Source organism: Ideonella livida (genome assembly GCF_010499455.1).
Lineage (GTDB): Bacteria > Pseudomonadota > Gammaproteobacteria > Burkholderiales > Burkholderiaceae_C > Ideonella > Ideonella livida.
On sequence record NZ_JAAGOH010000032.1, the window covers coordinates 37,016 to 48,395 of the forward strand.

6 protein-coding genes and 1 CRISPR repeat array are annotated in these 11,380 nt (G+C 66.4%); of the genes, 3 read left to right on the forward strand and 3 right to left on the reverse strand.

Translation table 11 applies throughout. The features are described from left to right. The first annotated feature begins 44 nt into the window (after positions 1 to 44). Positions 45 to 5,652: direct repeats of the CRISPR family, unit length 28 nt; unit sequence GTTCACTGCCGCACAGGCAGCTCAGAAA. 310 nt (positions 5,653 to 5,962) lie between these two features. The 3 genes from G3A44_RS19160 to fghA all read left to right on the forward strand — a co-directional run bounded on the left by G3A44_RS19160 (position 5,963) and on the right by fghA (position 8,319). Continuing rightward, positions 5,963 to 6,226 (forward strand): metal/formaldehyde-sensitive transcriptional repressor, encoded by a 264-nt coding sequence (locus tag G3A44_RS19160; RefSeq protein ID WP_163459359.1) that lies wholly within the window; start codon positions 5,963 to 5,965, stop codon positions 6,224 to 6,226. Positions 6,227 to 6,325: 99 nt separating this feature from the next. Further along, on the forward strand, positions 6,326 to 7,435 hold the full coding sequence (locus tag G3A44_RS19165; protein WP_163459360.1) for an S-(hydroxymethyl)glutathione dehydrogenase/class III alcohol dehydrogenase: 1,110 nt from the start codon (positions 6,326 to 6,328) through the stop codon (positions 7,433 to 7,435). A gap of 29 nt (positions 7,436 to 7,464) precedes the next feature. Next, positions 7,465 to 8,319: an S-formylglutathione hydrolase gene (gene fghA, locus G3A44_RS19170; RefSeq protein ID WP_163459361.1), complete on the forward strand. Its 855-nt coding sequence runs from the start codon at positions 7,465 to 7,467 to the stop codon at positions 8,317 to 8,319. A gap of 7 nt (positions 8,320 to 8,326) precedes the next feature. Here fghA and G3A44_RS19175 read toward each other — a convergent pair whose 3' ends face one another. From G3A44_RS19175 to G3A44_RS19185, 3 genes are read right to left on the reverse strand one after another with little or no spacing between them, the layout of a single operon-like run. Further along, complete coding sequence (locus G3A44_RS19175; protein WP_163459362.1) at positions 8,327 to 9,244, reverse strand: amidohydrolase family protein; 918 nt, start codon at positions 9,242 to 9,244, stop codon at positions 8,327 to 8,329. A 10-nt stretch (positions 9,245 to 9,254) separates the two neighbouring features. Then, positions 9,255 to 10,367 carry a Bug family tripartite tricarboxylate transporter substrate binding protein gene (locus tag G3A44_RS19180; RefSeq protein ID WP_203561479.1) on the reverse strand — a complete coding sequence of 371 codons (1,113 nt, stop codon included), beginning with the start codon at positions 10,365 to 10,367 and terminating at the stop codon, positions 9,255 to 9,257. 35 nt (positions 10,368 to 10,402) lie between these two features. Next, on the reverse strand, positions 10,403 to 11,377 hold the full coding sequence (locus G3A44_RS19185; protein WP_163459371.1) for a tripartite tricarboxylate transporter substrate binding protein: 975 nt from the start codon (positions 11,375 to 11,377) through the stop codon (positions 10,403 to 10,405). Between the last annotated feature and the right edge of the window lie 3 nt (positions 11,378 to 11,380).

Below are 11,380 nucleotides of genomic sequence, written 5' to 3' on the forward strand. Positions count from 1 at the left end.
ACAAAACTCTTTGACAATCAACGGTCTAGAAAAAGCCTCTTCTAGTTCACTGCCGCACAGGCAGCTCAGAAAAGAAGGAGAAGGCGAGACGACGCGACCGGAAAGTTCACTGCCGCACAGGCAGCTCAGAAAGCCAACAGCGACGCGCCAAGCGCCTTCATCGCGTTCACTGCCGCACAGGCAGCTCAGAAATGATCGGCCACCGCAGTGCCCGCAAACCATCCGTTCACTGCCGCACAGGCAGCTCAGAAAAGCAGCAGCACGCCTAGCAATGTGGTTACTGTGTTCACTGCCGCACAGGCAGCTCAGAAATGGTGCGACGAGGAGACGGCAGCGGCTGAAGCGTTCACTGCCGCACAGGCAGCTCAGAAAGCTCAAGTGACGCTGGACGTTGTGGCCTGAAAGTTCACTGCCGCACAGGCAGCTCAGAAATCCTGGCGGTTTTGTCTCTGGCTGCCGAGGTAGTTCACTGCCGCACAGGCAGCTCAGAAATGTTCGTGCGGCTGGGGGTGGGCGGGGGACTCGTTCACTGCCGCACAGGCAGCTCAGAAAACCAAGACCGGCGGTGTGCACACGCCCATCGCGTTCACTGCCGCACAGGCAGCTCAGAAAACAGTGGCTTCACCGAGCACCAAGACCCCGGAGTTCACTGCCGCACAGGCAGCTCAGAAAGAGACCGGCGAGCGCGTGCAGGTGTTCACCGCGTTCACTGCCGCACAGGCAGCTCAGAAATCTGTAAAACCCGCAGGACATATGCACCTATTGTTCACTGCCGCACAGGCAGCTCAGAAATGGACGACGCAGGATGTTTCCGGGGTTTTCTCGTTCACTGCCGCACAGGCAGCTCAGAAAATGGAGCTGCGCAGCCGCCAATACCCGTCTGTGTTCACTGCCGCACAGGCAGCTCAGAAAATTTGTACCCCTTCCGATCGCTGGCGCGGATCGTTCACTGCCGCACAGGCAGCTCAGAAAATGAAGCGATCCCGGCTGTAGACCGTGGCGACGTTCACTGCCGCACAGGCAGCTCAGAAATTGGGTGTACTCGGCATATTCCAGCGCGAGCTGTTCACTGCCGCACAGGCAGCTCAGAAAACAGGGCCCATGCGAAGGCGCAGCCCAGGAGGGTTCACTGCCGCACAGGCAGCTCAGAAATGTCAGAGCTGGCAGGGTCAGGGGCAGGCCCGGTTCACTGCCGCACAGGCAGCTCAGAAAACCCGGCGGGCCATGTCGCGCAGGCTCACCTCGTTCACTGCCGCACAGGCAGCTCAGAAATGCAGGTTCAGTCCAACGTGCAGGCCTGATGCGTTCACTGCCGCACAGGCAGCTCAGAAATGGGGCAGGATGTGCTGCAAGTCGAGGTCGTCGTTCACTGCCGCACAGGCAGCTCAGAAACTGGGGATTGAGTACGTCCTGCTGAGGGAGAAGTTCACTGCCGCACAGGCAGCTCAGAAATTTGCCAAGCGCGTGCAGGGCCACATGGACACGTTCACTGCCGCACAGGCAGCTCAGAAATCGGCAATGAGCGTCAGCGATCCGGCGGCCATGTTCACTGCCGCACAGGCAGCTCAGAAAACGCTGATCCCCAGTGCCGTCAGCAGGTCGGCGTTCACTGCCGCACAGGCAGCTCAGAAAACGAGATACGACCCGGCGGGACTAGTGCCGCCGTTCACTGCCGCACAGGCAGCTCAGAAAACCCAGGCGCGCGCTGATGATCGACGGCAGCGGTTCACTGCCGCACAGGCAGCTCAGAAAGAGCGACGACTCGCCGCGGATCTCCACCACGCGTTCACTGCCGCACAGGCAGCTCAGAAAAGCTCCCGAAGCTTCATGCTTCGGACAGCTTCGTTCACTGCCGCACAGGCAGCTCAGAAATGCGCCAGCAGCATGGGGATGAGTGGATCGACGTTCACTGCCGCACAGGCAGCTCAGAAAACGAGGGCGCGGACAGTGACGTTGTGGAATGGGTTCACTGCCGCACAGGCAGCTCAGAAATGAAGGCGGGGGAGTTGGACGGTGGAGCGCTGGTTCACTGCCGCACAGGCAGCTCAGAAAATGCTTGCGCGCTGGGCGCACGCGATGATGCGGTTCACTGCCGCACAGGCAGCTCAGAAACACGCGCTCAGACCTCGTTCCTGCCGCGATCAGTTCACTGCCGCACAGGCAGCTCAGAAAACTCCCGGCGCCGGACGGGAAGCCGGCACACCGTTCACTGCCGCACAGGCAGCTCAGAAAAGCAGCGCCATCAATTCCAGGGCGCTCAGGCGGTTCACTGCCGCACAGGCAGCTCAGAAAAGGTGGCCACCGCTGGCGGCGTGCTGCGCCTGGTTCACTGCCGCACAGGCAGCTCAGAAATTTTCCGACACCGCCCCACGCGACCGTTTCGCGTTCACTGCCGCACAGGCAGCTCAGAAATTTTGCCCGGGCCGCTGCGAGCTGTGCGGGCAGTTCACTGCCGCACAGGCAGCTCAGAAAGAAAAGTGCGGAGGCCAGAACGCTCTAGCCAAGTTCACTGCCGCACAGGCAGCTCAGAAAAACGAGATATTGAGCGAGTACGGCCTTCCTCCGTTCACTGCCGCACAGGCAGCTCAGAAACGCTCAAGTCACCCTCGACGTGGTGGCCTGACGTTCACTGCCGCACAGGCAGCTCAGAAATTGACGCCCTTGTTGTAGGCGGCGCGGGCTTTGTTCACTGCCGCACAGGCAGCTCAGAAACTCATGGATGGGCGCAGCGACATCTATGACCCGTTCACTGCCGCACAGGCAGCTCAGAAATACGCTAGCGCTTACGGCGAGCGTGCGCTGACGTTCACTGCCGCACAGGCAGCTCAGAAACCACGGGGTGTCCTTCAACTTGATCACGTCACGTTCACTGCCGCACAGGCAGCTCAGAAAATCCGCGGCTTTTGGATCGGGGACGAATGGCTGTTCACTGCCGCACAGGCAGCTCAGAAATAAGGCGGGTGGCATTGCCGATCGTGTCCTTAGTTCACTGCCGCACAGGCAGCTCAGAAATTTCATCGGTCTAATTGCGTCGCTCACAAATTGTTCACTGCCGCACAGGCAGCTCAGAAATATGACCCCGACCGGCGCGCGATGGCGGCGGCGTTCACTGCCGCACAGGCAGCTCAGAAACTGCAGAACCGCGGCCCGCAGGCGCTCACCGCGTTCACTGCCGCACAGGCAGCTCAGAAATGGTCGAGCAGGGTGGAGTTTTCGCCCACGGTGTTCACTGCCGCACAGGCAGCTCAGAAATCCACGCCCATCGAGGACGTGCGCATGATGAAGTTCACTGCCGCACAGGCAGCTCAGAAAGTGCGCATGAAAACGCTGCGCGTGAAGATGGGGTTCACTGCCGCACAGGCAGCTCAGAAAACCACGATGGGGCGGCCGGTGTGCGGCACTTCGTTCACTGCCGCACAGGCAGCTCAGAAATGTGCAAAGCTGCCGTGGCGGGCGCTCCAGCCGTTCACTGCCGCACAGGCAGCTCAGAAAACGACCTGCACTAGCAGAGATCGACGTCTTCGGTTCACTGCCGCACAGGCAGCTCAGAAATCAGGTGCTGCGCACCTTGGCTCAAGGCTTCGGTTCACTGCCGCACAGGCAGCTCAGAAATGAGACGTAATTGGAGCAACGCTCGCTGGTACGTTCACTGCCGCACAGGCAGCTCAGAAATCATCATGATTCGGAATGCCACAAAGCCGGAAGTTCACTGCCGCACAGGCAGCTCAGAAAACGAATGACGCTCTGTCCAAGAGCCAGTTTGTGTTCACTGCCGCACAGGCAGCTCAGAAATTCTGGGCTTTCCAGCGCCACGCGGGGCATGCGTTCACTGCCGCACAGGCAGCTCAGAAAGCCCGGTGAGCCTGTCCGCGGGACGTGCAGCCGTTCACTGCCGCACAGGCAGCTCAGAAAACACTCGCGCCCGTCGCGCCGCCGGTGGAGAGGTTCACTGCCGCACAGGCAGCTCAGAAACTGCGCACCGTCTGGGAGCCCTAAACCATGGCGTTCACTGCCGCACAGGCAGCTCAGAAAATGAAGACTGCCTCGTGGGAGCGCAGCGCACTGTTCACTGCCGCACAGGCAGCTCAGAAAATGAAGACTGCCTCGTGGGAGCGCAGCGCACTGTTCACTGCCGCACAGGCAGCTCAGAAAATGCGCACCGAACAGGAGCCGGCTTTCCTCTGGTTCACTGCCGCACAGGCAGCTCAGAAAGCAATCGCCAATTGGGTCTGGTTCCACCCTCGGTTCACTGCCGCACAGGCAGCTCAGAAAAGGCAACGGCGACCACCTGCCGCTGATGTACCGTTCACTGCCGCACAGGCAGCTCGGAAAAGAGCACGGCGTTTCTGCCGAGCACATCGAGCGTTCACTGCCGCACAGGCAGCTCAGAAAATCGCAACCCAACAGAAAGACGGAAATGCTTTGTTCACTGCCGCACAGGCAGCTCAGAAATACGACCGCGGCCAGTTCAACCGCGACGAGATGTTCACTGCCGCACAGGCAGCTCAGAAAACACGTGGCCGCTATCGACAGTGGGCACAGGAGTTCACTGCCGCACAGGCAGCTCAGAAATTCAGGTGCGCAGCACCTGGGCTGTAGCTGTTGTTCACTGCCGCACAGGCAGCTCAGAAAAGTGCGCGGGCCATCTCGTTGGTCACGTCGATGTTCACTGCCGCACAGGCAGCTCAGAAATTGGGAGTGGCGACGAACCTGCTGGGAACGCAGTTCACTGCCGCACAGGCAGCTCAGAAAACAATCCAGCGCAGCAGCACAACACCCGTGCCGTTCACTGCCGCACAGGCAGCTCAGAAATGGACGATTGCCGTGATCGCGGGATGCAGGATGTTCACTGCCGCACAGGCAGCTCAGAAATTCACCGTAGGGCGGGAATAGTCTGGCTGGGGGTTCACTGCCGCACAGGCAGCTCAGAAATGACGGCGCCACGGTGACGCGAGAATTCCACGGTTCACTGCCGCACAGGCAGCTCAGAAATGGGTCCAGATGCGCGAATCGCTCAGAGGGGTGTTCACTGCCGCACAGGCAGCTCAGAAAACCAGCGCCTTGGCAAGGCTGCGCTCCAGGACGTTCACTGCCGCACAGGCAGCTCAGAAATTGTTCAGCAGTCCAGACGATGCAATCCGCGGGTTCACTGCCGCACAGGCAGCTCAGAAAAAGTGGCGCGCACCAGCTCCCCCGCATCCGCCGTTCACTGCCGCACAGGCAGCTCAGAAATGACGGAGCCGCGTTTCCTGTCGCAGGGTTCGGTTCACTGCCGCACAGGCAGCTCAGAAAACATGCGGCCCTCTTCAAGCGCCCGCTTCCATGTTCACTGCCGCACAGGCAGCTCAGAAATGCAGGAGCAGGACGAGCGCCGAGAGGCAGCGGTTCACTGCCGCACAGGCAGCTCAGAAATCAGCGCCGTTGCGGGCGCGGAGGAACGCCAGGTTCACTGCCGCACAGGCAGCTCAGAAAAAGGTCCGAGCGATAGAGGAAGCCGACATTCTGTTCACTGCCGCACGGGCAGCTCAGAAATCTGGCTCGACCACGCGCTCTTCAATGCTGACGTTCACTGCCGCACAGGCAGCTCAGAAATGGTGATCGCATCGCGGATCAGCCGACGATGAGTTCACTGCCGCACAGGCAGCTCAAAAGTGGTGAGCCTGGGCTCTAGACTGAAGTGCAACACCTCAACTGGGTCAATGACTTGAAGCGATGGGCCAAGCATATTCAAGCCTGAGCATGGAGGAGCGCACGCAGATCAGCCTGCTGCTGAGCCAGGACGTCAAGCCCAGCGAGATCGCTCGGCAACTGGGCAGGTGCAGGGCCCGTTGGTCGCTTGTGGCGGGCAGTGTGCGGTGCGCGGCCTGTGGTGCGGAGAGCCGGTGTGGTGAACAGCGTTGTGGGTGGCGCGGCGGCCTTGTCCTTCATATACTGGCCCCCAGTACCTTGGAGGCCTTAGGCCATGCCCCACGCACCTGAAGACAAACGCAAGGCCTTGGCCCGCGTGCGCCGCATCCGCGGCCAGGCCGAGGCGCTGGAGCGCGCGCTGGAGGCTGGCGCAGATTGCGCGCCGGTGCTGCAGCAGTTGGCGGCCATTCGTGGCGCGGTCAATGGCCTGATGTCCGAGATCCTGGAGTCGCACATTCGTGAGGCGTTGGCCGCTGACCGGCCTGCCGGCGAGCTGGCGCAGGACCTGACGGCCCTGGTGCGCTCTTACCTGCGCTGAGGCGGCTGGCGGTCTTCTGGCGCCACCCTATTTCGCAGGCCTGGTCCATACCCCCTTCCTGTTCCCGAAGCCCCCTTTCCCCCCACAAGGAATCCCCCGATGAAATCCCGTGCTGCTGTTGCGTTTGGTCCTGGTCAACCCCTGCAAGTGGTGGAGATTGACGTGGCGCCGCCCAAGAAGGGCGAGGTGCTGATCAAGATCACCCACACCGGGGTGTGCCACACCGATGCCTTTACCCTGAGCGGTGACGACCCCGAAGGCCTGTTCCCGGTGGTGCTGGGCCATGAAGGCGCGGGCATCGTGGTGGAAGTGGGCGAGGGCGTGACCAGCGTGCAGCCCGGCGACCACGTCATTCCGCTCTACACCGCCGAGTGCGGCGAGTGCCTGTTCTGCAAGAGCGGCAAGACCAACCTGTGCGTGTCGGTGCGCGCCACCCAGGGCAAGGGCGTGATGCCCGATGGCACCAGCCGCTTCAGCTACAACGGCCAGCCGCTGTACCACTACATGGGCTGCTCCACCTTCAGCGAGTACACGGTGGTGGCCGAGGTCTCGCTGGCCAAGATCCACCCCGACGCCAACCCCGAGCAGGTGTGCCTGCTGGGCTGCGGCGTGACCACCGGCTTGGGCGCGGTGAAGAACACCGCCAAGGTGCAGCAGGGCGACACCGTGGCCGTGTTCGGCCTGGGTGGCATTGGCCTGGCGGTGGTGCACGGCGCGCAGCTGGCCGGGGCGGGCCGCATCATTGCGGTGGACACCAACCCCGACAAGTTTGAATTGGCCCGGGCCTTTGGCGCGACGGATTGCGTCAACCCCAAGGACTTTGACAAGCCTGTGCAGCAGGTGATCGTGGAGATGACCGGCTGGGGCGTGGACCACAGCTTTGAGTGCATTGGCAACGTCAACGTCATGCGGGCGGCGCTGGAATGCGCCCACCGCGGCTGGGGCCAGAGCGTGATCATTGGCGTGGCCGGTGCCGGCCAAGAGATCAGCACTCGCCCCTTCCAGCTGGTGACGGGCCGCAAGTGGCTGGGCACCGCGTTTGGCGGCGTCAAGGGCCGCAGCGAGCTGCCTGGCATGGTGGAAGACGCCATGGCCGGCCGCATCCGCCTGGCGCCCTTTGTCACCCACACCATGGGCCTGGACGAGGTGAACCATGCCTTTGACCTGATGCACGAAGGCAAGTCCATCCGCTCGGTGCTGCAGTACTGATCCCGGCCCGCCTGACCTGGAGCGACCGCATGGAACGCGTTGAACAGCACGCCAGCTTTGGCGGCCGGCAGGAGGTGTGGCAGCACGCCAGCACCACCTTGGGCTGCCCCATGAAACTGGGCGTGTACCTGCCGCCGGCCGCGCTGGCCGGTCAGCCCTGCCCGGTGCTGTATTGGCTTTCGGGCCTGACCTGCACCGAGCAGAACTTCATCACCAAGTCGGGCGTGCAGGCCCATGCCGCGCAGCACGGCTTGATCGTGGTGGCGCCCGACACCAGCCCGCGGGACCCCGCCGGCACCCTGGGCGTGCCCAACGATGCGGCCTACGACCTGGGCCAGGGCGCGGGCTTCTACCTGAACGCCACGCAGGCGCCCTGGGCCACGCACTTCCGCATGGAAGACTATGTGGTGCAGGAGCTGCCGGCCCTGGTGGAGTCGCACTTTGCCGGCCAGGTGCAGCCCGGCCGGCGTGCCCTCAGCGGCCACTCCATGGGCGGGCACGGCGCCCTCACCCTGGCGCTGCGCCACCCGGGGCGCTTTGCCAGCGTGTCGGCCTTCTCGCCCATCGTGGCGCCCAGCCAGGTGCCCTGGGGCCAGAAGGCCTTTACCGCCTACCTGGGCGACGACCCCGCCGCCTGGGCCGCGCATGACGCGGTGGCCCTGATCGCCAAGGCTCAGGAGCGCCTGCCCCTGCTGGTGGACCAGGGCGAGGCCGACGAGTTCTTGGCCACCCAGCTGCGCCCCGAGCTGCTGGAGGCGGCCTGCGCCGCCGCCGGCCACCCGCTCACCCTGCGCCGTCATGCGGGGTATGACCACAGCTACTACTTCATCGCCAGCTTCCTGGGCGAGCATGTGGCCTGGCATGCCCAGGCGCTGAAGGGTTGAAGCCAGCTCAGACCGATGCCGCCGCCGGTTGGGTAATGTCCGGCAGGCCGTACAGCGCACGCGGCTGCCGGCACAGGATGGGCGCGTGCCAGGCCTCGGGCGTCCAGGCCAGAAAGTGGCGCAGCAGCGCCGCCGTGTCCGGCACCTCGCCCTGGGGGCGGGTGTGCGGCCAGTCCGACCCCCACACCAGGCGCTCGGGCGCGGCGGCCAGCAGGGCATCGTGCACGGCGCGCGCGTCCTCATAGCCGGGCGCGGCCTCTGACACATTGGCTACTCCTGAGAGCTTGACCCACACCACCCCTTCGGCCAGCAGGGCGCACAGGCTTTGCATGCCGGCGTGGGCGGTGCCCAGCCGGGCCGGGGTGCGGCCCATGTGGTCCAGGACCACCGGCACGGGCGAGCGGCGCAGGCGGGGGGCCAGCGCGGGCAGCAGGCGGCTGTCGGTGAGCAGCTGCAGGTGCCAGCCGCGCGCGGCCATGCGCGGGGCCAGGGCGTCAAAGGCGGCCTCAAAGTGGACAAAACCGCTCAGCGCCCGCGGGTCGCCGGGCTCGAAGTGGGCCATGCGCAGGCCGCGCACACCGGCCTCGGCCCAGCGGTCCAGCGTGGCCTCGTCCACCTCCGGTGTGGCGGCGGCCACGCCCACCAGGGCGCCGCCGCCTTGGGCCAGGGCGTCCAGCAGCACCCGGGCATCGGTGCCGTACAGGCTGGGCTGCACCACCACGCCCTGGCGCAGCCCCAGGCCGCCCAGGCGGGCCCGCCAGGCTGCCAGCGGAGCGGGCGCGGGGGTGTAGCTGCGGCCGGGCGCCATGGGGGCGTCCTCGGGCGGGGCGATGACGTGAAAGTGGCAGTCCACCCCATCGGTCACGCCGATGGGGTGGGCGGCGCCCGATGGGGGACCGGCGGGGGCGTGGGGCGCAGGGGTCATGGCGGGCCGATCAGTCCAGGGTGATCTTGGCTTCGCGCACGATGCGCGCGGTGCGGGCAATCTCGCTGCGGATGAACTCGGCGTAGGCGGCGGTGCTGCCTTCGCGGGGCTCGGCGCCCAGGCGGGCGAACTGCTCGCGCACGGCGGGTCGGCGCAGCACGGCCTGCAAGGCCTGGTGCCAGCGCTGCACCAAGGCGGCGTCGGCCCGGCCGGGCAGCACCAGGCCCAGGGTGGTGGAGGCGTCAAAGCCGGGCACGCCGGCTTCGGCCAGGGTGGGCACCTCAGGCAGCAGGGCCGAGCGGCGGGCGGTGGTCACCGCCAGGGCGCGCAGCCGGCCGGCCTGCAGCAGCGGCAGCACCGCCGAGAGCTGGTCAAAGTGCAGGTCCACATGGCCGCCGGCCACGTCGGTGTTGGCCGGTGAGCTGCCCTTGTAGGGCACATGCACCAGCTGCACGCCGGTGGCGTCCTGGAACAGCTCGCCCACGATGTGGTTGCCGCTGCCGCTGCCGGCCGAGGCCATGGTCAGCGCGCCGGGCTTCTGACGCGCGCGGGCCAGCAGCTCGGCCACGCTGCGCACCGGCGAGGACGGGCCCACCACCAGCACCATGGGCACGCTGGCGATCAGGCCCACGGGGCTGAAGTCGCGCACCGGGTCGTAGGGCAGGCGGGGGTGCAGGGCCGGGGCGGCCAGGTGGTTGACGGGAGAGGCGATGCCCACCGTGGTGCCATCGGGTGCGGCCTTGGCCACGCTGTCCAGGCCCACGATGCCGGCGGCGCCGGCGCGGTTGTCCACCACCACGGTCAGGCCCAGCTCGCGCCCCAGCTCTGGGGCCAGGAGGCGGGCGCTCAGGTCCACATTGCCGCCGGGCGGAAAGGGCACCACCAGGCGCACGGTCTTGCCCGCGGCCGGTCCGTCGGCCGCCGGGGCCGCTTGCGCTGCTGCGGGCAGGCCGGTGGCGGTCAGCGCCAGGCCCGAGGCCAGGGCCAGGCCCTGGCAGAGGCGGCGGCGGGCGGCGTTGGCGGGCTGGCTGGGCTGGCTGGGCTGGCTGGGCTGGCTGGGCTGGTCGGGCGTGGCGGGACAGGCGTTGGGGCGGCCGGTTGGGCGGGCGGTGGTGCGGCGCATGGGCATGGGTCCTTGGTGGGGCGTGGCGGGGCGTTTCACTCTGCCTTCAGGTCCAGCGCCTGGGCCAGGCGTTGGTTCAGGGCGATCTCCTGCGTGATCTGGGCGGCGAAGGCTTCGCCGCAGACGGTGGAGGGTTCCAGGCCGGCGCTGGCCAGGCGCTCGCGCACGGCTGGCGACTGGCCAAAGGCCATGGCTTCGCGGGTGAGGGCCTGCAGGGCCGGGGCCGGCGTGCCGGCGGGCGCCAGCACCCCGTACCACGTGTCCACGGTGAAGCCCTTGAGGCCGGCCTCCTCAAAAGTGGGCACCTGCGGCAGCAGGGTCGAGCGGCGCGCCGACGCCACCGCCAAGGCGGTGAGCCGGCCCGACTTGAGGTGCGGCAGCACCGAGCCCAGCGTGGCCAGTGACAGCTCCAGCTGGCCGCCCATCAGGTCGGTCACCACCGGGGCCGCGCCCTTGTAGGGCACATGCACCAGCGGCACGCCGGCCAGGCGGGCAAAGCGCTCTGCCGCCAGGTGCGGCGAGCTGCCCAGGCCGGGCGAGCCGTAGGTCAGGCCTTGCGGCCGGCTGCGGGCGAGCTGGAGCAGCTCGGCCAGGCTGCGCACCGGCAGGGCCGGGCCCACCACCAGCACGGTGGCGCTTTGCGCCAGCGTGCACACCGGGCTGAAGGCGCGCGCGGCGTCAAAGCGGATGCGGGCGGCGTAGAGCGCCGGGATCATGGCGTGGTTGCTGGCGGCGGCCAGCAGGGTCTGGCCGTCGGGGCGGGCCTGGGCCACCGCCTCGGTGGCCAGCACCGCGTTGGCGCCCGGGCGGTTCTCCACCACCAGCGGCTGGCCCAGCGGGCGGGCGGCGTGGTCGGCAAAGGCCCGGGCCACCAGGTCGGACGGGCCGCCGGCGGCAAAGCCCACCAGCAGGCGCACCGGGCCGGCGGGCCAGGGGGCCGCGCCAGCGGTCTGCGCCTGCGCGGCGGTGACGGGTGCCAGGGCCGCCACGGCCAGTGACACGGCGGCCACCGC